Annotated in this window: 23 protein-coding genes; 12 read left to right on the forward strand and 11 right to left on the reverse strand. The window is 63.5% G+C overall.

The window, feature by feature from the left end:
* Positions 1 to 2: 2 nt before the first annotated feature.
* Together cysD and QGV55_RS17980 are read right to left on the reverse strand one after the other, a co-directional pair.
* Positions 3 to 797 carry a sulfate adenylyltransferase subunit CysD gene (cysD, locus tag QGV55_RS17975; protein WP_281019259.1) on the reverse strand — a complete coding sequence of 265 codons (795 nt, stop codon included), beginning with the start codon at positions 795 to 797 and terminating at the stop codon, positions 3 to 5.
* 161 nt (positions 798 to 958) lie between these two features.
* Positions 959 to 1,789 (reverse strand): hypothetical protein, encoded by an 831-nt coding sequence (locus QGV55_RS17980; protein ID WP_281019258.1) that lies wholly within the window; start codon positions 1,787 to 1,789, stop codon positions 959 to 961.
* 169 nt (positions 1,790 to 1,958) lie between these two features.
* On the opposite strand from QGV55_RS17980, the gene QGV55_RS17985 reads away from it, so the two are divergent.
* From QGV55_RS17985 to holA, 4 genes are all read left to right on the forward strand, one after another.
* Entirely contained in the window at positions 1,959 to 2,441 is a 483-nt protein-coding gene (locus tag QGV55_RS17985; RefSeq protein WP_281019257.1) for a DUF3576 domain-containing protein, read from the forward strand.
* A gap of 143 nt (positions 2,442 to 2,584) precedes the next feature.
* Positions 2,585 to 5,191: a leucine--tRNA ligase gene (gene leuS / locus QGV55_RS17990; RefSeq protein WP_281019256.1), complete on the forward strand. Its 2,607-nt coding sequence runs from the start codon at positions 2,585 to 2,587 to the stop codon at positions 5,189 to 5,191.
* Entirely contained in the window at positions 5,191 to 5,754 is a 564-nt protein-coding gene (locus QGV55_RS17995; protein ID WP_281019255.1) for a hypothetical protein, read from the forward strand. The genes leuS and QGV55_RS17995 overlap by 1 nt, the downstream gene beginning before the upstream one ends.
* 4 nt (positions 5,755 to 5,758) lie before the next feature.
* The gene (gene holA / locus QGV55_RS18000; RefSeq protein WP_281019254.1) at positions 5,759 to 6,808 is read left to right on the forward strand and encodes a DNA polymerase III subunit delta; all 1,050 of its coding nucleotides are present in this window, start codon (positions 5,759 to 5,761) and stop codon (positions 6,806 to 6,808) included.
* 72 nt (positions 6,809 to 6,880) lie between these two features.
* Here holA and QGV55_RS18005 read toward each other — a convergent pair whose 3' ends face one another.
* The 6 genes from QGV55_RS18005 to QGV55_RS18030 form a co-directional block, all read right to left on the reverse strand.
* Complete coding sequence (locus QGV55_RS18005) at positions 6,881 to 7,813, reverse strand: ParB/RepB/Spo0J family partition protein (RefSeq protein ID WP_281019253.1); 933 nt, start codon at positions 7,811 to 7,813, stop codon at positions 6,881 to 6,883.
* A gap of 160 nt (positions 7,814 to 7,973) precedes the next feature.
* The gene (locus QGV55_RS18010) at positions 7,974 to 8,777 is read right to left on the reverse strand and encodes an AAA family ATPase (RefSeq protein WP_348637646.1); all 804 of its coding nucleotides are present in this window, start codon (positions 8,775 to 8,777) and stop codon (positions 7,974 to 7,976) included.
* Positions 8,758 to 9,378, reverse strand: coding sequence for a 16S rRNA (guanine(527)-N(7))-methyltransferase RsmG (gene rsmG, locus QGV55_RS18015; protein WP_281019252.1), 621 nt, complete (start codon positions 9,376 to 9,378; stop codon positions 8,758 to 8,760). Before rsmG ends, QGV55_RS18010 begins: the two co-directional genes overlap by 20 nt.
* A gap of 4 nt (positions 9,379 to 9,382) precedes the next feature.
* A complete protein-coding gene (gene mnmG, locus QGV55_RS18020) occupies positions 9,383 to 11,281 on the reverse strand; it encodes a tRNA uridine-5-carboxymethylaminomethyl(34) synthesis enzyme MnmG (RefSeq protein ID WP_281019251.1) in 1,899 nt (632 codons plus the stop codon).
* Between the two features lie 97 nt (positions 11,282 to 11,378).
* On the reverse strand, positions 11,379 to 12,734 hold the full coding sequence (mnmE, locus tag QGV55_RS18025) for a tRNA uridine-5-carboxymethylaminomethyl(34) synthesis GTPase MnmE (protein WP_348637675.1): 1,356 nt from the start codon (positions 12,732 to 12,734) through the stop codon (positions 11,379 to 11,381).
* 54 nt (positions 12,735 to 12,788) lie between these two features.
* Positions 12,789 to 13,037 carry a DUF6489 family protein gene (locus QGV55_RS18030; protein WP_281019250.1) on the reverse strand — a complete coding sequence of 83 codons (249 nt, stop codon included), beginning with the start codon at positions 13,035 to 13,037 and terminating at the stop codon, positions 12,789 to 12,791.
* Between the two features lie 102 nt (positions 13,038 to 13,139).
* Between QGV55_RS18030 and QGV55_RS18035 the strand changes: the two genes are divergently transcribed.
* The 8 genes from QGV55_RS18035 (at position 13,140) to QGV55_RS18070 (ending at position 21,983) form a co-directional block, all read left to right on the forward strand.
* Positions 13,140 to 15,185 (forward strand): thioredoxin domain-containing protein, encoded by a 2,046-nt coding sequence (locus tag QGV55_RS18035; protein ID WP_281019249.1) that lies wholly within the window; start codon positions 13,140 to 13,142, stop codon positions 15,183 to 15,185.
* 31 nt (positions 15,186 to 15,216) lie between these two features.
* The gene (locus QGV55_RS18040) at positions 15,217 to 15,693 is read left to right on the forward strand and encodes a methylated-DNA--[protein]-cysteine S-methyltransferase (protein ID WP_281019248.1); all 477 of its coding nucleotides are present in this window, start codon (positions 15,217 to 15,219) and stop codon (positions 15,691 to 15,693) included.
* Positions 15,694 to 15,742: 49 nt separating this feature from the next.
* A complete protein-coding gene (locus QGV55_RS18045) occupies positions 15,743 to 17,380 on the forward strand; it encodes an RNA-directed DNA polymerase (RefSeq protein WP_281019247.1) in 1,638 nt (545 codons plus the stop codon).
* On the forward strand, positions 17,377 to 18,081 hold the full coding sequence (locus tag QGV55_RS18050; RefSeq protein ID WP_281019246.1) for a hypothetical protein: 705 nt from the start codon (positions 17,377 to 17,379) through the stop codon (positions 18,079 to 18,081). Before QGV55_RS18045 ends, QGV55_RS18050 begins: the two co-directional genes overlap by 4 nt.
* 193 nt (positions 18,082 to 18,274) lie before the next feature.
* Positions 18,275 to 18,973 carry a dienelactone hydrolase family protein gene (locus tag QGV55_RS18055; protein ID WP_281019245.1) on the forward strand — a complete coding sequence of 233 codons (699 nt, stop codon included), beginning with the start codon at positions 18,275 to 18,277 and terminating at the stop codon, positions 18,971 to 18,973.
* A 512-nt stretch (positions 18,974 to 19,485) separates the two neighbouring features.
* Complete coding sequence (locus QGV55_RS18060) at positions 19,486 to 20,463, forward strand: quinone oxidoreductase (RefSeq protein ID WP_281019244.1); 978 nt, start codon at positions 19,486 to 19,488, stop codon at positions 20,461 to 20,463.
* A gap of 141 nt (positions 20,464 to 20,604) precedes the next feature.
* Positions 20,605 to 21,609: a sulfotransferase gene (locus tag QGV55_RS18065; protein ID WP_281019243.1), complete on the forward strand. Its 1,005-nt coding sequence runs from the start codon at positions 20,605 to 20,607 to the stop codon at positions 21,607 to 21,609.
* Between the two features lie 20 nt (positions 21,610 to 21,629).
* The gene (locus tag QGV55_RS18070; protein WP_281019242.1) at positions 21,630 to 21,983 is read left to right on the forward strand and encodes a VOC family protein; all 354 of its coding nucleotides are present in this window, start codon (positions 21,630 to 21,632) and stop codon (positions 21,981 to 21,983) included.
* Positions 21,984 to 22,035: 52 nt separating this feature from the next.
* Here the strand turns inward: QGV55_RS18070 and QGV55_RS18075 are convergent, their stop codons facing one another.
* The 3 genes from QGV55_RS18075 to hemJ form a co-directional block, all read right to left on the reverse strand.
* Positions 22,036 to 22,326: a DUF1330 domain-containing protein gene (locus QGV55_RS18075; RefSeq protein WP_281019241.1), complete on the reverse strand. Its 291-nt coding sequence runs from the start codon at positions 22,324 to 22,326 to the stop codon at positions 22,036 to 22,038.
* 23 nt (positions 22,327 to 22,349) lie between these two features.
* Positions 22,350 to 23,969 carry an AMP-binding protein gene (locus tag QGV55_RS18080; RefSeq protein WP_281019240.1) on the reverse strand — a complete coding sequence of 540 codons (1,620 nt, stop codon included), beginning with the start codon at positions 23,967 to 23,969 and terminating at the stop codon, positions 22,350 to 22,352.
* A 71-nt stretch (positions 23,970 to 24,040) separates the two neighbouring features.
* Complete coding sequence (gene hemJ / locus QGV55_RS18085; RefSeq protein ID WP_281019239.1) at positions 24,041 to 24,487, reverse strand: protoporphyrinogen oxidase HemJ; 447 nt, start codon at positions 24,485 to 24,487, stop codon at positions 24,041 to 24,043.
* Positions 24,488 to 24,491 lie beyond the last annotated feature (4 nt).

Here is a 24,491-nt window from a genome sequence, read left to right on the forward strand (position 1 = left end):
CCTTACATGTAGCCGTCGGCACGCAGACGCTCGAACGCGTCCTCGGCCTCGTGATCCATGGCCCGGCCGGACCGTTCGGAGACCCTGGTGGTCCGCAGCTCCTCGATGATCTCGTCCAGTGTCTCGGCGTTGGAGTCCACCGGGTTGGTGATGTCCTTGTCCCCCAGGGAGCGGTACCGCTTCCCGTTCTTGGCGAAATAGAGGTCGATGACGGGAATCTTCTCCCGCTTCGTGTAGAGCCAGATGTCCATCTCGGTCCAGTGCAGCAGCGGGTGGATGCGCACATGGGTACCGGGGGGAAAATCGGTATTGAACTGGTCCCAGAACTCGGGTGGCTGATCGCGGAAGTTCCAGGCACCGGTGGCCCCGCGCGGGCTGAACACCCGTTCCTTGGCGCGGGTCGCCTGCTCGTCGCGGCGGATGCCGGCGAAGATGCCGTCAAAGGGATTGGCGGCCAGGAAGTTCTTCAGCCCCTCGGTCTTGCGGGCGGCGGAGCGTGCGGCGGGCGGCAGGCTGGGATCCATCTCCTCGATCGGCGGGCATTTGCCGCTGAGGAAGTTCAGGTTCCATTCCTTGATGTAGCGGTCCCGGAACTCGTACATCTCCGGGAACTTCTTCTCCGTATCGACATGCATCACGGGGAACGGCACATGGCCCAGGAAGGCCTTGCGCGCCAGCCAGATCATGACGTTGGAATCCTTGCCCAGCGACCAGAGCATGCCGACACGACCGAGGCGGTTGAACGCCTCCCTGAAGATATAGACGCTCTGGCTTTCCAGCCGGTCGAGATGATCCATGGCAGACTTCCGTGTCAATCTGTTACTGCGGCGCGCAGGCGCATCCGGTCATCAACTATGCGAGGATAAGCCGGGGGGCAAGGGACGGATAAGCGCAACCGTCTCAACAGTCACGTTTCGCGTGTCCATTCATGTGCAGCGTGATGCCTGACGCCCGGGCGTCAGAACTGGATGCGGGTGCCCAGGAAGATCAGCGCGTCGCGGTTGGCCTCGCTGTCCAGACCGGCGGACGAGCCCTGATCCCAGAACTGGATGCCGCCCACCAGGCCGATGGAGCCGTTGAGCTGCCAGGCGCCGCCGATCTCCAGCGCGTCGGCTGTATCGGGGATCTGCTGTTCGCGCTCCGACAGGCTGCGGACATATTTCAGGCCGACCTGCCAGTTGGTCCCGGCATAGCTCATGCCCAGGCGGTAGTCGGTCAGCAGGCGACCGAGCTTCAGGTCATCGCCCTGCGCCAGGTCGGCCCCGAAGGAAAAGCCGTCATAGCCAATGCGGCCACCGACCTGCCAGGCGTTGCCACGCTCCGGGTCGAAGGTCGGATCGACCGATGCGGCCGAAAGCGCGAAACGGGCCACCGGCTCGGCCGGGGCCAGAGAGGAGACGCCATAGCGCTGCGCCGTGTCGCCGACGCTGCCGAACAGGGTGAAATCGACACCAAGGGCCCTGTCGGTGAAGTCGACGCCCACGCGGGGGGTCCCTGTCTGCGTTTCCGAAGGTTCGACCGAAAGGTTCAGGCCACCGCCGATCTGCCTGCCATCCCGCGGGGTCAGGGTCAGCAGATCAACCAGTGCAGGCGCGACGGAGCCGCGGATGCGCCCGACCGAGGGAACCGACTGTTCGGAAGGGGTCACGAGCTGAAGCGTACCGCCAGCCTTCAGATCCGGGCCGGCAAGCGCGCTGCCGCCCCCAAGCGTGACAAGCACGGCAATGGTGCCGCACAGACGGCGGAGCCATTCGCGATCAGGACCTGTCGATGCAACTGCACTGGGCATGGGGCGCACGATTTCAGCAAACTATGAAGACGCGGTTACTCGAAAAGTGAACTACACACTCACCTGCCGTGAATCAATCCCGCCGCGCGCGGTGACAGCGCCTGTTGTGGTCTCGCGGAACGTCGGATAGAACCGGAACGAGCATGTTCAGAACATCGGAATTGCAGACATGAAAGCACGTTTCGGCGGGGCCAGGGTGCTCCTGATCCTCGCCACGCTGACCCTTGGCGCGTGCGCGTCGCTCAATCCCTTCAGCGACAGCGATGGGGAATCCGTTGAGAGTCAGCGCGTTGCGGCACGTGAGCAGCAGCAGGCCGTATCCGCACGCTCTGTCGTCAACCCGTTCCTGTGGACGGCATCGCTGGAGACACTCGGCTTCCTGCCCATCACAGAGGCTTCGGAAAGCGAAGGCCGGATCCGGACCGAATGGTATGTCCCCGCCGCCGCACCGACGGAGCGTTTCCGTGTGAATGTGACATTTACCTCACGGTCCCTGTCACCGGATGCCTTCTCTGTTGGTCTTGTCCGACAGGAGCTGCGTGGCACCGGCCAGTGGATCGATCTGCCCGCCACCGAGAAGGTGCGCACGAACCTGGAGGAGACGATCCTGTTCCGCGCCCTGCAGCTCCGCCAGGAATCCGGCCTGCTATGATCGGGGACGGGTCACGCGCCATCCGGCTGCCGTGACGCGCCCCCCGCCCAAGGACTGACCCGCACGCCAGGCCGCCGCGCGCGAATCGGCTGACCGGGCCCCGCCATGATCCGATTTCCCATCGCCGACAGATGACAGCCGCCATGACCGACATGAACGAACGCTACAACCCCGCCGAGACCGAGCCGAAGTGGCAGGCGGTCTGGGACGAACGCCAGAGCTTCCGCGCCGAGGCCGAACCCGGCCGCGAGAAATACTATGTGCTGGAGATGTTCCCCTATCCGTCGGGACGCATCCACATGGGTCACGTGCGCAACTACACGCTGGGGGACGTGGTCGCCCGCTACAAGCGCGCCCGCGGCTTCAACGTGCTGCACCCGATGGGCTGGGATGCCTTCGGCCTGCCCGCGGAGAATGCGGCGCGCGACAAGAAGGTGCATCCGGCGGAATGGACCTGGGCCAACATCGACAACATGCGGGCCGAGCTGAAGTCCATGGGACTCAGCCTCGACTGGTCGCGCGAGTTCGCGACCTGCGATGTCAGCTACTACCAGCATCAGCAGCGCCTGTTCCTCGACATGCTGGAACAGGACCTGGTCTACCGCCGGGAGAGCTGGGTGAACTGGGATCCGGTGGACCATACCGTGCTGGCCAACGAACAGGTCATCGACGGGCGTGGCTGGCGTTCCGGCGCGGTGGTGGAGAAGCGCAAGCTGACCCAGTGGTTCTTCCGCATCACGGCCTTCTCCGACGAACTGCTGTCATCCCTCGGCACCATGGATCGCTGGCCCGACCGGGTGCGCGCCATGCAGACCCAGTGGATCGGCCGGTCCGAGGGTCTGCGCATGACCTTCGCCTTCGACGGCACGGTGCCGGGGCACGAGGACGGTCTGACCATCTATACCACCCGGCCCGACACCCTGTTCGGTGCCAGTTTCATGGCCATCTCCGCGGAGCATCCGCTGGCCCAGCAGATCGCTGCCGACAATCCCGGCGCGCAGGCCTTCGTCGAGGAGTGCCGCCAGATGGGCACCTCGGAGGAGGCGCTGGAGCGCGCGGAAAAGAAGGGTTTCGACACCGGACTGCGCGTGCGTCATCCCCTGGATGACAGCATCACCCTGCCCGTCTACATCGCCAACTTCGTGCTGATGGAATACGGCACGGGTGCCATCTTCGGCTGCCCGGCGCACGACCAGCGCGACCTGGACTTCGCCCGCAAGTACGGGCTGGACGTGACCCCTGTCGTCTGCCCGTCGGACAGCGATGCGGCGTCGTTTACAGTCGGCGACACCGCGTACACGGGCGACGGGCTGCTGATCAACTCGCGCTTCCTCGACGGTATGACCGTGCCGGATGCGAAGGCGGAGATCATCGACCGGATCGAGAGTGCGAAGACCGGGGAGCGCACCGTGAACTTCCGGCTGCGCGACTGGGGCCTCAGCCGTCAGCGCTACTGGGGCTGTCCGATCCCGGTCATACATTGCGACAGCTGCGGTGTGGTACCGGTTCCGGCCGCCGATCTGCCGGTGGCCCTGCCGATGGACGTGACCTTCGACAGGCCCGGCAACGCGCTGGACCATCATCCGACCTGGCGCGACGTGGCATGCCCGAAATGCGGTGCCGATGCCCGGCGCGAGACCGACACGATGGATACCTTCGTCGATTCATCCTGGTATTTCGCGCGCTTCGCCAGCGCCGACGCGGCGGATGCGCCGGTACGGCCGGAGGAGTTCGACTACTGGCTGCCGGTCGATCAGTACATCGGCGGCATCGAGCATGCGATCCTGCACCTGCTCTATTCCCGCTTCTTCATGCGGGCGATGAGGCAGAGCGGATACGGCGCGCTGGACGAACCGTTCGACGGGCTGTTCACCCAGGGCATGGTGACCCACCGGACCTATCACGCCGGCCGCGATGCCAACGGCGGCGACATCTGGGTCTATCCACAGGAGGTCGAGAAGGCCGCCGACGGCAGCCTGATCCAGGCCGGCACCGGTGCCGCAGTGGTCGAGGGGCCGCTGGAGAAGATGAGCAAGTCGAAGAACAATACCGTCGATCCCGGCGCGATCATCGGCAAGTACGGCGCGGATACCGCGCGCTGGTTCATGCTCTCCGACAGCCCGCCGGAGCGCGATCTGGAGTGGTCGGACGAGGGCGTCAACGGGGCCTGGCGGTTCCTGCAGCGGGCCTGGCGCGCCGTGCGCCAGACAGTGCAGGACGGTGCGGCAGCCGATGGCGCAGCCGCGCCCGAGGCAGGCTCCGCCGCGGATGAGCTTCTGCGCACCGCCCATCGCACCATTGCCGGGTTCACCGATGATCTGGAGCGGTTCCACTTCAACAAGGCGGTGGCGCGGCTGCATCAGCTGACCAATGCCATCGAGAAGCTGCGTGGCGATTCCGCGGCTGACAGGTCCGTCCGGCGCTTCGCCGTCGAGACCCTGGTCCGCCTGATGGCACCGCTGACCCCGCACATGGCGGAGGAAGCCTGGGAGATGCTGGACGGTTCCGGCCTGCTGGTCGATGCGCCGTGGCCGGAGGCCGATCCGGCGCTGGTGGCGGAGGATGTGGTCAGCATCGCCGTCCAGGTACTCGGCAAGAAGCGGGCGGTGATCGAGATCGCGAAGGACAGCGATGAGGCGACCGTGCGCGCCGCCGCGCTGGAGGCACCGAACGTCGTGCGCGCCATTGACGGCAAGCCCGTGCGCAAGGTCATCGTTGTGCCCAACCGGATCGTCAATATTGTGGTCTGATGCCGGATAGCGAACGCACATGGGGAATCGGACGACAGGCAGGCCGCGCGCGTGCCGGTGCCGGAGGTCTCTCCGCGCTGCTGCGCACGGGCCTCCTGGGTCTGGTGCTGGTGTGCGCCGCCTGCGGGTTCGAACCGGTCTATGCCCCGGGCGGCGGATCTGTCGCCGACAGCCTGCGCACGGTCAGTGTGGACCAGCCCCCGGGCCGGATCGGCCAGGCCATGCGGCTGGCGATACTGTACGGTATCGGCGACCGACAGAGCGGCATCCAGCCGAAGTACCGGCTGCGGTCCCAGATGAGGACCGATACCGAACGGGTTGCCATTCAGGCTGACGAGTCAGCCGCGCGGGTGAATGTCATCGTCAATGTGAGCTGGCAGCTGCAGGATGCCGCCGGCCTGACCACCTACGAGACCGGCCAGGTCCGGCGCACCGTGGCCTACAATGTCGTCGCCGATACCTTCGCAACGCTGGTCGGCCAGCGCGATGCCGAACGGCTGGCCGGGAAACAGGTGGGCGAGGCCATCCGCACGCGGCTGCTTCTGGCACTGCGGGACAGATAGTCCTATGGAGTGGAAGGGACGGGACGCCGACAGCAAGCTGGGCCGCATCCATCCCGACATTCGCCTCTATCTCTTCTACGGACCGGATACGGGTCTCGCCGCCGAACGGGCCATGGCGGTGGCGCGCATGCGTCTGGGCGAGCGCGCCGGGGCCGACGACATCCTGCGGATCGAAGGCGATACCCTGGCGGAGGATCCCGCACGGCTTTCGGACGAGGCGGCCCAGGTCAGCATGTTTGGCGGGGAGCGCGTCATCCGCGTGGTCAACGCCAGCGGGGCCGGGGCCTCCCGTGCGGTGGAGTCCTGGCTGGACAATCCAGTGGGCTCCCTTGTGACGGTCGAACTGGGCGATGTGCGCCCTAACCAGAAACTGCGCAGTCGGGTCGCTTCTGCCAAGGTTATCAACGCAGTAGCCATTGGTTGCTACCCCGATGACGCCGGTACGATGGACCGTCTCGTCGACGAAATCCTGCGTGAGGAGGATTTTCGCATTCTCGGCGACGCCAGACAGGCTCTTCTGGCCCGTCTGGGGCCGGATCGGCGCATGAATCGCGAGACCATCCGCATGCTGACCCTCTACGTCGGCGACCCGAAGCAGGAAATCACGGTGGCCGATGTGGAGGCGGCACTGGGGGACAGTTCAGCCGTCGGCTTCGAGACCATTGCCTTTGCCTGCCTCGGCGGGGACACGGCGCAGGCCCTGCGCCTGTTCGACAAGAGCATGGCCGAGAAGACCCACCCGATCATCACCATCACATCCCTGCTGACCCAGTTCGACCGTTTCGATGCGCTCGATGCCGCACGCCAGGCCGGCAGGCCGGTCGATACCGCCCTGAAGGGCCTGCGGATCTTTCCCCACTCCCGCCAGGACGCGTTCCGGCGCATGGCGGACTACTGGCCCTCCGACCGTAGGGCCACGGCCCGACGTCTGATCGTGGAGGCGGACATCCGTGGACGATCCGGTCAGCTTTCGGAGAATCTGGTCTATCGGGATCTGCTGCTCCGGCTCGGTACCGCAGCCCAGGGTATGGCAAAGCGCAGTCGCAGGTTCTAGTCAGGCATACCGAACCCGGCCCGGATAGAGGGTCCTACCGGTGACAGGCACTACGCCTTCGATTCCAACCGGTCAGGTCCGTGTGAGCCGCTGGCAGACCTCGTCCAGCTGCTCCAGTGTGCGATAGGCAATGCGCACTTCACCCTTCGTGCCCTTGTGCCGGATCTCCACCTTCAGCCCCAGGGCATCGGCCAGGCTCTGCTCAAGAGCCGCGGTATCCGCGTCCTTGCGGGACTCAGGCTTCGGCCTGCTCTCGCTTCCCTGCTTGAACTGACGCCGGATCGCCTCGACGTCGCGAACGTTCAGACCACGCTCCACCACTTCCCGCGCAAGGCTCGCCGGGTCGTCGGCGGTGATCACCGCCCGCGCCGCACCTGCCGTCAGTTCGCCCGACCGGACGTAGGACTTGACGTCATCCGGTAGGGACAGCAGACGCACTGCGTTGGCCACGTGACTGCGGCTCTTGCCGACCGCTTCGGCAATGTCCGCAGCGGAATGGCCGAACTCCCGCATCAGCCGCTGGTAGCCCTCCGCCTCTTCCATCGGGTTCAGATCCTGGCGCTGGATGTTCTCGATCAGCGCGATCTGCAGCGTCTCCGTGTCGCTCAGTTCGCGGATGATCACCGGAACTTCGTGCAGCTGTGCGATCTGTGCCGCGCGCCAGCGCCGCTCACCCGCGACGATCTCGTAGTTCTCCTCTTCCCCCGGCAGACGCCGGACGATGAGCGGCTGCAGAATGCCCTGGCGGTTGATCGACTGCACCAGGGTCGCAAGCTCGTCCTCGTCGAAGGCCTGGCGGGGCTGGAACTTGCCGGGGCGCAGGTAGGCCACGGGAACCTGTTTCAGGCCACGGGCGCGGTCGAGGACCCGATCATTCTCGCCGACCTCCTCCCCCAGCAGGGCGGAAAGGCCGCGACCGAGACCGCGGGAGGACGGGTTGCGACCGCTGTTCACCGCATCCGGCCTGGGTCGCTGCTGATCACCGGAATCGTCGTTGAAGGTCATTTCTCTGCTGGCTCCCTGAACCGCATCGTCGGTCCTATCGACCGGTCCTGCCCGCGCCCGGGCGGACAACTCCTTGAAACAGGACGGAAATCGGCCTGGCGGGGGTCCACCCCGGCGATACCCGCCTGACCGCCTGCGGAGCCACCAGACATGTCGCCCGTCAGGCCGCCGTCCGCTGCCGCTCCCGTCGCAGCATCTCACCGGCAAGCTGGATATAGGCCTGGCTGCCGGCACAGCGGTGATCATACAACAGGGCGGGGCGTCCATGCGAGGGCGCTTCCGATACCCGGACATTGCGCGGAATGATCGTGTCATAGACCTTGGCGCCCAGATGGGCGCGGACATCATCGGCCACCTGTTCCGACAGCCGGTTGCGCCGGTCGAACATGGTCAGCACGATCCCCTGCACTTCCAGCTTCGGATTCAGGGTGCGCCGGACCCGATCGACGGTGGAGAGCAGTTGCGACAGGCCCTCCAGCGCAAAGAACTCGCACTGCAGGGGCACCAGCACCGCATCCGCCGCGACCATGGCGTTGACCGTCACCAGATTCAGGGAGGGCGGGCAGTCGATCAGGATGAAGTCATAATCGCGCATCACCGGTCGCAGGGCTTCATCAAGCTGGCGCTGCGGCGGGTTCAGTTCTACCAGTTCCAGCTCCGCACCGGACAGTTCTACCGAGGCCGGAATGATGTCCAGATTGGGTATGGCGGACGGTACGATGGTCGCCCCTACCGTCGAGGCCCGGACCAACAGATGGTAGGAAGTGCGGTCGCGTTTCGCCCGGTCGATCCCCAGTCCGGTGGAGGCGTTGCCCTGCGCGTCCAGATCGACCAGCAGCACCTTGCGTCCGACCGCCGCCAGGGCGGTTCCGAGATTGATCGCGGTGGTCGTCTTGCCGACGCCGCCCTTCTGGTTCACGACGGCCAGTTTGCGGGCGAGTCTGCTACCGGTTGGCATTTCCATGGTGTTCAAGCCCCCGAACCAGGAGTACGGAGCCAGCCCCGTCACTGAGGCTCTGATGACGCTCCCAGGAGAATTTCCAACATTTCGTGGCCGCGGTCAACTCACTCTCAATATCTTGACCCTTCAGAAAGGCACCAACGCTGTCCGTCTGCATGAAGGGTTCGATCCATTCGAACAGCTTCGGCAGGGGCGCCAGGGCACGGGCACTGACCACATCGGCCCTGAGATCCGTCACCGTTTCGATCCGGCTTGTGACCACGGTGATGTCGAGGCCCATGGTCCGCGCGGCTTCCCGCAGGAAGGCACACTTGCGGGCATCGGACTCGATCAGGGTCACATGCGCGGAATGGGTTGCAGCCACCACAAGTCCGGGAAATCCGCCCCCGCTGCCCAGATCGATCCAGCTTCGGGCCGCAGCCGGAACCAGCGGCACGAGCTGCCAGGAATCTAGGACATGGCGGGACCAGAACTGGTTCAGGGTGGAGCGTGCGACCAGATTGATGCGCGGGTTCCAGCGGTTCAGGAGGGTTTCGAGAGCCTGCAGGCGGGTCACTGTTTCACGTGAAACACCACTCCGCTTCCTGAACCCCTCCGCATCCATGGCGTCAGCCTGCGGGTGTACGGGCAACACCGACGCCACGCCGCACATGGGCCAGCAACAGGGTCAATGCAGCCGGAGTAACACCCGGGATCCGTCCGGCCTGGCCAAGCGTGGCCGGGCGCGCGCGCTGCAGCTTCTCAACCATCTCGTTGGACAGGCCACTGATCACAGAGAAATCGAGGTCGGCCGGCAATACCAGCGACTCATCCTTGCGGAAGGCGACGATGTCCGCCTGCTGCCGTTCCAGATAGCCGGCGTAGACCGCGTCGATCTCCAACTGTTCCCGCACGTCGGCATCATAGGCGGACAACTGCGGCCAGACGCGGATCAGGTCAGACAGGTCGATCCCGGGGTAGCGCAACAGGTCGGCGGCTGTACGACGGGCGCCATCCAGGTTGACCTGCAGGCCGTGGCGGCGGGCTTCCTGGGGCGTCAGGTTCAGTCCGGCCACCATGTCACGGGCGGCCGCCAAGGTCTCAGCCTTGGCATTGTAGTCACGCGCCCGCGCCTGTCCGACACAGCCCATCGCCACACCACGGGCTGTCAGACGCTGGTCCGCATTGTCGGCCCGCAGCGACAGGCGGTACTCTGCGCGGGAGGTAAACATGCGATAGGGCTCCGCCGTACCCCGGGTGACGAGATCATCGATCATGACCCCGATATAGGCTTCGGCCCGATCGAGAATACAGGGTGTCAGACCCCCTGCATCGCGGGCCGCATTCAGGCCGGCGACCAGACCCTGGGCCGCAGCCTCCTCGTATCCGGTGGTTCCATTGATCTGACCCGCGAGATAGAGACCACCGATCCGCCGCGTCTCCAGACTGTGATGCAGCTCTCGCGGATCGACGTAGTCATATTCAATGGCGTAGCCGGGACGGATGATACGGGCGTTGGTCAGACCAGGCATGTGGCGCAGCAGGTCGTGCTGCACGTCTTCCGGGAGGCTGGTGGAGATCCCGTTGGGATAGACCGTGTCGTCGTCGAGCCCCTCCGGTTCCAGGAACACCTGATGCCGTGTCCGGTCCGCGAACCGCACCACCTTGTCCTCGATGGAGGGGCAATAGCGCGGCCCGGTGGATTCGATCTGGCCCGAGTACATGGGCGAGCGGGAGAGATTGGCCCGGATGATGTCATGCACCGCCGGGTTGGTCTCCGTGATGTGGCAGGAGATCTGCGGCGTGGTGATTGCCTTCGTCAGAAAGGAAAACGGCACGGGTGGTTCATCACCCTTCTGTTCGTCGAGGGCCGACCAGTCGATGGTGCGGCCATCCAGTCGCGGCGGCGTTCCCGTCTTCAGACGTCCGAGAGCAAAGCCGGCACGTTCCAGGGTCAGGGCCAGGCCGGTCGCCGGAGCTTCCCCTGCCCGCCCGGCCGGGATGCGTTTTTCACCGATATGGATCAGGCCGCGCAGGAAGGTGCCGGTGGTCAGGACCACCCGACCGGCGGGTAGGACTTCACCATCGGAGGTGACCACACCGGTCACACGCGGGTGGTCCCCCGACCGGTCAATGACCAGGTCTTCGGCGGCGGCACCCTTCAGGGTCAGACCACCCTGTTCCGCCAGTATGGCCTGCATGGCAGTGCGATAGAGCTTGCGGTCGGACTGCGCCCGTGGCCCGCGAACGGCAGGGCCGCGGGACCGGTTGAGCAGACGGAACTGGATTCCGGCCGCATCGGCGACGCGCCCCATCACCCCGTCCAGCGCATCGATCTCCCTCACCAGATGGCCCTTGCCCAGTCCGCCGATGGCCGGGTTGCAGGACATCTCGCCAATGGTGTCCAGGCGGTGGGTCAGCAGCAGCGTCCGTGCGCCGGTGCGGGCCGCCGCCGCTGCGGCTTCACAGCCCGCGTGGCCACCACCGATGACGATGACATCCCAGAATGTGCCGTTGTCGCTGTTCATGGGCCTGCTTCTACTCCTGATGCCGCGCGAGTCAATGCGGTGCGGGCCTGACAAGGGTCGCGGATGTGCTGTTTCACGTGAAACAGGTGTGCGCCGGTCACTTGCCGATGCAGAAATCCCGGAAGATCACATCCAGCAGATCCTCCACATCCACCTTGCCCGTGATCCGGCCGAGCGCGCGGATCGCCATGCGCAGATCCTCCCCCACCAGCTCCAGCGGCAGCCCGTTGCTCAGGCCCTCCTGCGCGCGGTCCAGCGCCGCCACCGTGTGGGCCAGGCTTTCGCGATGGCGCCAGCGTGTCGGGGGCACCGAGCCCCCGGTTTCAGTCAGGTCACGTGCCATGTCCGTCAGTCGGCGCAGCAGGACCGGTAGGCCCTCACCGCTCATGACCGAGAGGTCGATGACAGATGATGACACCATATCTTGGGGTTCCGGATCGTGTGGGAGGTCCACCTTGCTGCGCACGGAAATGACCGGCGGCGCAGGCTCACCCGGTGCAGCGCGAGCCAGTTCCAGCGGTGCGGAATGAGTCCCGGCCGCCACCAGATGGACCACCACATCCGCACTACCGGCCCGTTCCCGCGCCCGTCGGATCCCCTCCCGCTCGACGGCATTCTCCGTTTCCCTGAGACCCGCCGTATCCAGCAGGGTGACGGCGTGGCCGCCGAGGTCGAGCTGCACCTCCAGCACGTCCCGCGTCGTGCCCGGCTCCGCCGTGACGATGGCGACGTCCCGTTGTGCCAGGGCGTTCAGCAGAGTCGACTTTCCCGCGTTCGGCGCGCCGACAATGGCGACCTGAAGCCCTGTCCGCACCCTTTCCCCCTGCCGCGCCTCCGCCAGGTGTCCGGCAATATGGCCGCGCAGCGCCGCCAGCCGGGCCGTGGTTTCGGGCACCAGACTGTCCGGCAGATCCTCGTCGGGGAAATCCAGCCAGGCCTCCATCCAGGCCAGGACGGCCACCAGATCGGCGCTCCAGCCCTGGTAGAGGTCGGCCAGGTGACCATCCGCCTGCCGCAGGGCCTGCCGCCGCTGCGCCGCGGTTTCGGCGGCAATCAGGTCACCGATGCCCTCCGCCGCCGTCAGGTCGAGCTTGCCGTTTGCCACCGCGCGGCGGGTGAACTCCCCCGCCTCCGCCGTGCGCAGGCCGGGCTGTGCCGCCAGCGCCCGGAAAAGGCCGTCCAGCACCGCCCGTCCACCATGCACGTGCAGCTCGGCCAGATCCTCCCCCGTGTAGCTGTTGGGCGCCGGGAACCACAGCACCAGCCCCCGGTCCAGCACCTCCCCCGTCGCGGGATCATTCAGCGTCCGCAGCGCGGCACGGCGGGGAGACGGCAGATCCCCGGCAAACGCGATCAGCGCGGCACGGGTTGCCGGCCCGGACAGGCGCACGACTGCAACACCGGCGGGGCCCGGCGCACTGGACAGCGCATGGATGGTATCGGCGGAGCTGATGGCGCGATCCCCCGAAAGGTCAGGTTGCGGGCGGGGTCCGGGAATTCCGGGCGGTCATTCCGTCGGCTTCTTGCCCGCGTTCATCATGGTGGACCACATGGCCTTCTGGATGTTCTCCATGCCCTGCATGCCCAGCGGCAGCCACTTGTTCATCAGCGCCTCCGGTTCCATGTCCCGCACGTTCTGGCGCAGCCGCTCCTCCAGTTCGGTCAGCAGACGCTGCTGCATCGGCTGCACATCGGGCAGGCCCATGAAGGTCCTGGCTTCCTCAGGCGTGCAGTCTATGTCGATGGTGACTTTCATGATGGCCGTCCTATGGTCAGGAAGAGACAGACCATATGACCCCATTCCGCCCCCTCGCGGCAATGGTGGCCATCGCCAACAGGTTCCGGGAGCAGCCAGCGCATGACCCTCGATTTCGCCCGCAACAACCTCGACCGGGAAACCAGCCCCTATCTGGTGCAGCACGCGGACAATCCGGTGCACTGGCAGGGCTGGTCCCAGGCGGCACTGGACGAGGCGGCGCGCACTGGCAAGCCCGTGCTGCTCTCCGTCGGCTATGCGGCCTGCCACTGGTGCCACGTCATGGCGCACGAAAGCTTCGAGAACCCGGCGGTCGCGGCGCTGATGAACGAGCTGTTCGTGAACATCAAGGTGGATCGGGAGGAGCGACCGGACATCGACACCATCTACCAGACGGCGCTGGCCATGCTGGGGGAACAGGGCGGCTGGCCGCTGACCATGTTCCTGACGCCGGAGGGCAAGCCGTTCTGGGGCGGCACCTATTTCCCGCCAGAGACACGCTATGGCCGCCCCGGCTTCCCCGCGGTGCTGGAGCGGGTGCGGGAGGTCTATGAGACCGACCGCGACACCATCGTGAAGAATGTCGAGGCCCTGACCAACGGCCTGCAGCAGAACGCGAAGCTGCCGGATGCGGAAAGCCGCCCGCAGATCACGGTGGATGTACTGGATCGCGCGGCGGAGCGGCTGCTGCAGGAGTTCGATCCGACCCATGGCGGCATCGGCCAGGCCCCGAAGTTCCCGCAGGTGCCGATTCTGGAGATGGTCTGGCGCGCCCACCTGCGCACCGCCAACCCGCAGATGCGCCACGCGGTGATGAACACCCTGATCCGCATGGCGCAGGGCGGCATCTATGACCATCTGGGCGGCGGGTTCGCGCGCTATTCGGTCGATGCGGAGTGGCTGGCGCCGCATTTCGAGAAGATGCTCTACGACAATTCCGCCCTGCTGATGCTGATGACCCAGGTCTGGCGGCGGGAGCGCCATCCCCTGCTGGAACAGCGCATCCGGGAGACGGCGGAGTGGGTGCTGCGCGAGATGGTGGCGGAGAACGGGGCCTTCGCCGCCACCCTGGACGCGGATTCGGAGGGCGTCGAGGGCAAGTTCTACGTCTGGGACGAGGCCGAGGTGGATGCCGTCCTGGGCGTCGATGCGGCCCTGTTCAAGAGCCATTACGACGTCACCCCCGACGGCAATTTCGAAGGCCACAACATCCTCAACCGCCGCCTGCAGCCGGACCTGATGGATGCGGAGACGGAGGCCATGCTGGCCGACTGCCGCACCCGACTGCTGGCCCACCGCGCCGGGCGGGTCCGGCCGGGCTGGGACGACAAGGTGCTGGCCGACTGGAACGGCATGATGATCGCGGCGCTGGTGGAGGCCGGCACCACCTTCGCCGAGCCGACCTGGATCGACGCCGCGCGCCAGGCCTTCGACGCCGTGGTCCGCGATATGAGCGACGGTGAGGGCCGCCTGCACCACAGCTTTCGCAAGGGGGAGGCGCGGATCTCCGGCATGCTGGACGATCATGCCGGCATGATCTGCGGCGCGCTGGCGCTGCACGAGGTCTCCGGCGATGCGCGCTATCTGGATCTCGCCACCACCTGGACCGAAACCCTGGAGCGGCATTTCCTGGAGCCGGGCAGCGGTGCCTATCACTTCACCGCCGACGATGCGGAGGCGCTGATCGTGCGCAGCCTGGGCCTGGGCGACAATGCCACCCCCAACGGCAATGGCGTGATGATCGGGAACCTGTCGCGGCTCTGGCGCCTGACCGGCAAGCCCGCCTGGCGGCAGCGGCTGCAGGCCCTGACCGACGTGGTGGCCGATCAGGTGACGCGGAACTTCTTCCCCATCGCCACCGCCCTGAACGCGGTCGCCTTCGACATGGCGGCGCAGGATGTGGTGGTGGTCGGCCCGCCGGACAGCATGGAGACCGATGCCCTGCTGCGCGCCGTGGCGACCAGCGCCGGGCCGGACCGCCTGCTGTCCCGCATTGCTCCGGACGCCAGCCTGCCCGATCACCACCCCGCAAGTGGCAAGACCATGGCGCAGGGCACGCCAACCGCGTATCTTTGTCGGCAGATGGTCTGCGGCCTGCCCATCACGGACCCGGAACAGCTGGCGCAGGCCCTGACGGAGGCAAGCTGACGGGAGCCGCAGGGACGGGGGAGACAGGCCGATGCTGACAACCATCCTGGACAGCCCGCTGGGGCCGATCCGGCTGCGCATCGATGATGACGCCATCACCGAACTGCGCTGGAAGGTGGAGGAGCCCGACGATGAGGTCACTCCCACCGAGATCGCCCTGAAACACCCGCTGATCGCGGAGACCGACCGGCAGCTCCGCGCCTATTTCGCGGGCGAGCTGGACGCCTTCGACCTGTCCGTCCGCCCGGAAGGCACCACCTTCCAGCGCCTGGTCTGGCACATCATGCAACGCATCCCGAAGGGCCACGTCCGCACCTATGGCGGCGTCGCCGAGGAACTCGGCGCCTCCGCCCGCGCCGTCGGCACCGCCTGCGGCCACAACCCCATCCCCATCATCATCCCCTGCCACCGCATCGTCGCCGCCAACGGCAAGATGGGCGGTTTCTCGGCAGCCGGTGGGGTGGAGGACAAGGTGTGGCTGCTGAGGCATGAGGGGGCGTTGTTGTAGGAAAGACGAAATCGCCAAAGATCGTCTGTTCAATTGAGGAACATAAATAATGGTAAAGAAAACAGAATTTGCATCCGCAGCCGAATTATCAGTTCAGAACGTCATTCGACATGGCGACACGGACATATTCCCTTTTCCGTTCGAGAACCACGCATTCTTCGACAAGCAACCAGAATTAATATCATTGATCAAGAAATATGATGAAAATTTCGAAGAATATTTGATCCAATATCCCCCCAAGAACGTCAGTTCATTGACACCGGCAACCTATTCTGGCTTTCGTTGGGCTACGCAGATCGACCCTATTTGGAACATGCATTTCCTTGCGTCAGTTATAAGTATTGGCACTAAAATTGAAGAAGCGAGAATTGGCCAAGATCATGAGACAATTTTTTCATATCGTTTTAATCCTAACAAAGAAACTGGCGACATTTTTGATCGCGATACCGGCTGGTTACAATTTATGAGGAGGTCTCTAAAGCTTGCAGAGATTCATCCATTCACAGTTATATGTGACATATCGGAATTCTATCCTAGACTTGGTCATCACCGGCTCGAGAATGCGCTTAGACAAGTCGCTGGCGATACTCCATATCCGAAAAAAATTATGAGCTTTCTTTCCAATTTTTCAAACACCAACTCTTTTGGTTTGCCTATCGGAGGACCTGCTGCTCGCCTCTTGTCCGAAATCACGATAAATCAAGTAGACAAGTTGCTAAATTCTAAGGGTATTGTGTTCACAAGATTTGCGGATGACTACCATCTTTTTTCACAGTCCAAGGAAGACGCATATAGGTTTTTAATTTATTTATCGGAGAAATTGTTTATAAACCAAGGACTAACTCTACAAAAATCAAAAACTAGAATTATGAGTTCTGCTGAATTCAAAGCTACGAATCCAATCAAAGGTGAGCAAGAAACTGGGGGCAATCAGATCGTCGATCCGCCAGCAGACCATACTCGCAACACCTTGATGCGCTTTTCACTTAGGTTCGACCCATACTCGCCGACAGCCGATGACGACTACGAAGCGCTAAAGGCAGAAGTTAAAAAATTTGATATAATTGGTTTGCTAAAGCAAGAACTGGCCAAGAGCCGGGTTCATACTTCTCTCGCTCGCAAAATTATATCTGCAATCAAATTTCTTGAAGGAAGTACAAAGCAAGATGCAGTCTTGTCTGTTTTGGAAAATTGTGATGTTCTCTATCCCATATTTTCATCCGTATTGATGATGATCGATGACCAATTTGATGATCTAGAAATTGACACTCAAACTTCGGTAATAGATAGGATTCAGCAGCTTATCAACCAAGATTCGCACGTTTTTCGCGTAGACATACATCTAAGTTTTGCGATTCGTGTCCTATCTCACAGGAACACTTCAGAAACTCAACTGCTTCTCCAGAAACTTTTTGATACACGGCCATCAGAACTCGTTCGTAGAGACATAATTTTGGTCATGGCCAGGTGGGGCGAATGGTATTGGCTGTCTGACCTCAAAAACCGATACAGAGAATTAAGCGCGCCAGAGAGGCGCGCCTTTATTGCCTCTTCCTTCATCCTGAGAGATGAGGGAAAACATTGGCGAGATCATATGAAAAAGGAATTTGATCCATTTGAGGAATTCATTCTTCAATGGGCAAGTGAAAAGAAAGGTTTACAACAAGAATGGAGCGTCCCATTGTGATTGACGCTGCAACTTTCTCATCATCCTATAACGCCTTTTGGGCTGAGGTTGCTCCGATGTTGGAGCATTTCACGCGTAGGCTCAATTTGGAGTATATTGAAAGGTTTGATGTTCCTATGGCTTCGGATAAAGAGGGTCGAAAGGCTCTCATAGCAGAACTCGCATTCTCTTTGATGGTGGAGAGACACCAGAGTAAGGGAAGAAGAAGGGGTAGGAGCCATCTTTTTGCAGAATCGTGGAATGAGGCCACTCGTAGACTTCGCCCATTCGTCGGGCGCGGAGTTGACCTGGAGCTTCCCCTGCAGAAAGACGAGAAGAATGAAGTTCTTGAAATTGAAAAGAGACTTATGGATTTTTTCAATGGAGCAAATTTACCGGTCAGAACCCGCCCTTTGTTCAAAGGTTGCGGTTTCGTAGATGCTTCCGAAGGCGATATTTTGACAAGGACCACGCTGTTTGAAGTTAAGACAGTCGATCGATCATTTCGAAGTGCAGATCTTAGACAACTCTTAACATATGCCGCGCTGAATGCTGCGGCTGGTGAAGTTGAAATACCAATGATGGGCTTGGTAAATCCAAGGAGAGGGGTATCGTTTGAGATACCAGTTGGTGAGCTTTGTAGTGATATTTCTGGACGCACAGCACAGGATCTGTTTGCCCTAATTATTCAGGTTTTCTCAAGCGGTGAACTGTCACGTTAGTTTGATCAAAGCGCCGTTTGGCAATCACATTCTGTACACAACGCTCAATAAGATTTCATGCACCGATAGTTATCGGACCCTGACATCACCAACCTTTCCTCCCCTTGCCCAGACCCCGCCCCCTGCCTACCATCCCGTCACACATTTCAGGCGTGGACCTCGTTTCACGTGAAACAGGCGGGAGGAGAGCATCATGGGGCTCAATACGACGATCACCACGAAGGCGGGTGAGGAATTCGGGGGTTATCTGGCGATGCCGGCGTCCGGTACCGGGCCGGGGGTTGTGGTCATCCAGGAGATCTTTGGCGTCAATGACGTCATGCGGGCAACCGCCGACTGGCTGGCCTCGGAAGGGTTCGTGGCGCTCTGCCCCGACCTGTTCTGGCGCATCGAGCCGGGGATCGAACTGACCGACAAGACGGAGGCCGACTGGGGCCGCGCCTTCGAGTGCTTCAAGGCCTTCGACGTGCCCAAGGGCATGGAGGACGTGCAGGCCACCATCGACGCGCTGCGCAAGGTGGACGGCTGCACCGGCAAGGTCGGCGCCACCGGCTACTGCCTGGGCGGGCTGCTGGCGTACCTCACCATGACGCGGACGGATGCGGACGCGGCGTCGGGCTATTACGGCGTCGGCATCGCCGACATGCTGGACGAGGCGCAGAGCATCACCGGGCCGCTGATCCTGCATGTGCCGACAGCGGACGGATTCGTGCCGCCGGAGCAGCAGCAGGCGATGCACTCGGCGCTGGACGGGCATGACCATGTGACGCTCTACGACTACGAGGGCCAGGATCACGCCTTCGCCCGCCAGGGCGGCGAGCATTTCGACCAGGCCTCCGCCGATCTGGCCAACAGCCGCACGCTGGACCTGTTCCGCAAGGCGCTCGGCTGAGGGGAGCGGGTTCGGTACGTCAGCCCGCTCGTCGGCATTTGTGCGGCACTGCTGGGTACCCGGGTCAAGCCCGGGCACGTCGGGTTGGGGTGGGGCGGTGGTTCCCAACTTCCCCCCTTTCACGAAGCTCGCGGACTTGATCCGCGAGCCCAGTCTCCAGCGTCCGCGCAGCATTGCAGAGTATCCGGGGCAAGCCCGGGCACGGCGGGTTGGGGTGGGGCGGCATGTAAACCACCGGCAACGCCCCCTCACCACGGCTCTCGCGGACTTGATCCGCGAGTCCTCTCCCCGGCGTTCGCGCGGCACTGATGCGTCCCCGAACTGAGCCCGGGCACGGTGCGGTTGGCGGTGGCGAGCAGCGGGCCATGCGGCTAGGCTGCGGCACGATGGGTCAACGGTCGTTCGGCTGCGCCCACTCACCCCCTTCCCGACCTTCCCCCATCGAGGGGGAAGGAGTGATGCCTGCGCTCTCCGGGCGCTCATGACGTAAAGAACCAAAGGACACAGAGAAAATGGTCAAGGCAATCCGCGTTCACGAGGTGGGCGGTCCCGAGCAGATGCGTTTCGAGGATGTCGAGGTCGGCGATCCCGGCCCGGGCGAGATCCGCATCCGGCATACGGTCATCGGGCTGAACTACATCGATGTCTACTTCCGCACCGGGCTCTATCCGGCCCCGTCGATGCCCATGGGGATCGGCATGGAGGCCGCCGGGATCGTGGAGGCCGTGGGCGAAGGCGTGACGCACCTGGCCGCCGGGGACCGGGTGGCCTATGCCGGGGGTCCGATCGGGTCCTATGCGGAGGTGCGGCTGTTCCCGGCGGACAAGGCGGTGAAGGTGCCGGACACGGTCAGCGACGAGCAGGCCGCGGCCATGATGCTGAAGGGCATGACCACCGAATATCTGGTGCATCGCACCTACGAATGCCGCTCCGGCGACACGGTGCTGTTCCATGCCGCCGCCGGGGGCGTCGGCCTGATCGCGGGCCAGTGGCTGAAGGCGCTGGGGGTCCGGGCCATCGGCACCGCCGGCGGGCCGGAGAAATGCGCCCAGGCGAAGCAGTACGGCTATGACGAGGTCATCGACTACAATGCGGAGGACTTCCAGGCCCGCCTGATGGAGCTGACCGACGGCAAGGGCGTGCCGGTGGTCTATGACTCGGTGGGGGCCACGGTGTGGGAGAAGTCGCTGGACTGCCTGCAACCGCGCGGTCTCTACGTCAATTTCGGCAATGCCTCCGGCCCCGTGCCACCGTTCGCGCCGGGGATTCTCTCGGGCAAGGGCTCGCTCTACATGACCCGCCCGACGCTGATGACCTATACCGCCACCCGCGCCGACCTGGAGCTGTCCTCCAGCCGCCTGTTCGACATGGTGGGATCCGGCAAGGTGAGCATCGAGATCAACCAGCGCTACGCCCTCTCCGATGCGGCACAGGCCCATGCGGACCTGGAGGGACGCCGGACCAGCGGCAGCACGGTGCTTCTCCCGTAGCAGGGGCACGGAGACTGGCGCGTCTGCGGCCACCGGCGCGCCGTCTCCCCTTCTCCCTTGCGCTGCCAGACATGGTTAACCCCATGTTTACCCCACCGGTTCACTCTCCTCGGCATGAACAGTCGTGAGAGGAGGCACCCGATGGCGCCGGAACGGATTGATTTCTTCATCGCAGGCTCGGAGCGCAGCGGCACCACGGTGACCTGCGCCATGCTGGACCAGTACCCCGAGATCTGTGCCATGCAGGGGACCACGATCCTCACGCGGCTGGCCAACTTCCAGGACCTGATGCGCCATGTGGTCAGCCAGGACGGCGATGTGGACGGGCTGAAGCTGGAGGAATGCGAGACCCTGGTGGACTTCGTGACCAAGGCGAAGGTGACGCCATTCCTGCACAAGTCGATCTATCACGCGACCTATTACGAGAACATGGTGAACTCGGCCCGCTCCGACGTCACCAAGGACCGTTTCGCACACAAGACCTACCTGCAGAACATGCAGTTCGACCGCTACATGGCGCGCTATGACCCGGAGAACCCGACCTGGGCCAACACGATCACCGCGCTCTATGCCGAGTTCGTGCATTCCGTTGGAGCGAAGGGACACATCTACGGCGAGCAGACGCCCGACAACGCCATGCGCATCGACGCGATCCTGAAGATGTACCCGGCGGCCAAGATCATCTTCATGGTGCGGCACCCGATCACCGGCATTGCCTCCCTGCTGGAGCGCTACGGCGATATTCCGCGCGCCATCAACCAGTACCGCAAGCCGTTCGAGCTCTATCCCTTCGATGATCCGGACGTGGTCAACCGCACCCTGTTCGTGAAGTTCGAGGATCTGATCGACAACCGCCAGCCGGTCCTGGCCTCCATCGCCGAATTCCTGGGCGTGATGGAGCCAGGTGCGGCGCCCGACACCAGCCATGAATCCGCTGTCTTCGCCAAATATGTAGGCAAGAGCCTGACGGCGGAACGCTATTTCCGCTCCATCCAGAAGCACCCGGCGGTGGAGCGTACGGCGCTGTACCAGAAGAACACCGACATCGCCGACGTCTTCTATTCGCTGGAGGAAACCATGGCGATCATCGGCCATGGCGAGGAACGGGCCGAAACCGTGACAGAAAACGCAACCGCCGCCGCCTGATCCCGTGTCATGATGGGCGCATGAGAGATGTCATCAATCACGGCGTGGTGCTGTTCTGCGCCGACTATGAAGGCTGCGTCCGCTTCTACCGCGATCTGCTGGAACTGCCGGTCTGGTACGAGAAGCCGACGCTGACCTGTTTCCGCTTCGGTGACAGCTACCTGATGGTCGAACGCGACGGCCAGGTCGGGCAGACGCGCGGCATCATGCTGCGCTTCAACGTCATGAACGTGCCGGAGCGCGCGCGGGAGCTGGAGGCGAAGGGCATCGCCGTCGAGGTCCAGACCCACGACTGGGGCATCACCGCCCGGTTCCGCGACCCGGACGGCAACCTGTGCCAGCTCAAGGACGCGGAAGATCCTTATTTCAGTTGAGGGTCCGGCGCTGGCCCCGCTTCTGACGGCTGCGGCAGCGCAGTCAAAGCCCTCAGTCACAGCCCTCCACCAGCACCAGCTTGCTGTCGGTGGTGCGCAGGCGCACGTCCTTAAGGGTCCGGAACTCCGGATCGGCCAGAAAATCCTCCGCATGCCGACTACTGGGAAACTCCAGGATCACCATGCGCTCCGGTGACCAGTCCCCCTCCATCACCTTCGGCACGACACCCTTCACGATGTAGCGCCCGCCGTGTTTCGCCAGGAAGGCGGGGACATTGTCGGCATATTCCATGAAGCCACGCAGGTCATGGATGGCGAAGTCGAGAACCAGATAGGCGCTCATGGGTGCAGGGTCTCCGTCGAGCTTCAGCGGCGGCGCTTCTTGGTGTCGCGCAGGTCGTGCACACCCTCCGCCGCACGGGGATCCGTATCCTTGGGGAAGATCTCCTGCTTCTGCACCTTCTGGGTGCCGGTGACCGGCAGCGCATCGAGGAAATACAGCCAGCCAGGCGCCTTGTAATAGGCGATCTTCTCCAGGCACCATTCCTGGATTTCCCTTGCGAATTCAGCAGTTGGCGCGATCCCGGCCATGGGCACGACGCAGGCCATCACCTCCTCGTCACGCATCTCGTCGGTCACGGGCATGACGGCCACCTGGGCCACCTTGTCCATGGCCTGAATCGTTGCCTCGATCTCGGCGGCGGCGATGTTCTCGCCCGAGCGGCGGATGATGTTCTTCTTGCGATCGACGAAGAACAGCATGCCGCTCTCGTCCTGGCGCACCGCATCGCCGGTGTGGAACCAGCCGCCCTTCCAGGCCTCCGCCGTCGCCTCCGGATTCTTCAGGTAGCCGGAGAAGAACCCGTGCCGTGGCCCTTCCGGCCCGCCCCAGCGCACCAGCAGTTCGCCTTCCGCGCCGCGCGGAACTTCATTGTCGTCATCATCGACGACCTTCGCCTCCAGCCCGCCAAAGGGCCGCCCGAAGGCGCGGGTGGTGATCTGCCGTGGATCATGGCAATCGCCGAAGATCCGGCCCGTCTCGGTCATGCCCCAGACTTCCACCAGCCTGGTGCCGAACCGTTCCTCGAACAGGGGATGCATCTCCGGTTCCATCCCCGCCCCCAGGGCAAAGCGGCAATTGTGCTGCTTCTCCTCCGGGCACTCCGGCTGCTTCAGCAGCACCGGCGCGACGATGCCCAGGTAATGGAAGGCCGTGGCCCGCAGGTCCACCAGGTCCTTCCACCAGCGGGTCGGATGAAACCGGTCCGGCACCATCAGGCAGTTGCGGCCCAGCATCATGCAGACGAAGGTCACCGCGCCGCAGTTCATGTGGAAGACCGGCAGCGGGTTGTAGAGCCGCTCCACCCCCCGCTCCATCGTGAAGTGGCCACCCATGTTCCAGTACCACTCCCCGGCGTTCAGGAAGTAGAAATTGGTGATGACGCAGCCCTTGGGGCGCCCCGTGGTGCCGGAGGTATAGAACAGCGCCACCTCCGTCTCCGGGCCCGGTTCGCCCGGCGCCGCGCTGGTGGTGGGCCCGGGCAGGGCCGCCGGCAGGTCGTCGGCATTGACCACATGCAGCACCTTCTCCGGCCGGTCGGCGGCAACCGCCTGCATCCGTTCCACCCGATCTGCGATCACCACCGCCAGATCCGCATCCGAATGCTGCATCTGATAAAGGGTTTCATCGTGGGTATAGTCCGGGTTCACCGGCACGCAGGATGCGCCGACCGCGTTCAGCGCCAGCAGGTGAAAGAAATGCTCCGGCCGGTTCTCCATCAGCAGCGCCACCCGGTGACCCAGGCCATAGCCCGCATCCCGGTAGAGCGCCGTCAGCCGTGCGACCGCATCCCGGACCTGACCATAGGTGAACTCGACGCCGTCAGGATGATAGGCGCGCCCCGGATAGGCCGGACAGGCGAGAAAGGCATTGTCCGGCGAATCCGCCGCAGCCTCCTGAAACAGGGCATGGACGGTCTGATGCATTGTCGTGATCCCTCCCCAGGGCGTGAAACCTGCCGAAGCCTATCCCATTCCCGCCAGGGATCACCAGTGCGTCAGAAGGGTTTCAGGATCACCATGAAGACGATGATGATCATCAGCAGCGTCGGAACCTCGTTCAGGATGCGGAAATAGCGCGTCGAGCGCGTATTCTGGTCCGCCTCGAACTCCCGGCGTCGCTTGCTCAGCACCCCGTGCGCCCCCGCCAGCAGGACCACAGCCAGCAGCTTGGTATGCAGCCAGCCGTCCGCCATGGTGAAGATCCCCAGGTCGAAGCCGATCCACAGCATCAGCCCGCCGAAGATGAAACTGGCGATCATCGCCGGGTTGATGATCGCCTTCATCAGCCGCCGTTCCATGACCTTGAAGGTCTCCGAGGTGTCGGAACCCGGCGCCGCATCCACGTGATAGACGAACAGCCGCGGCAGATAGAGCATGCCCACCATCCAGGAGATGACGCTGATGATGTGCAGCGCCTTGAACAGGTCGTAATATTCACTCATCCGT

It is taken from the genome of Minwuia sp. IMCC3009, assembly GCF_029909415.1.
In the GTDB taxonomy this organism is placed as follows: Bacteria; Pseudomonadota; Alphaproteobacteria; order Minwuiales; family Minwuiaceae; genus Minwuia.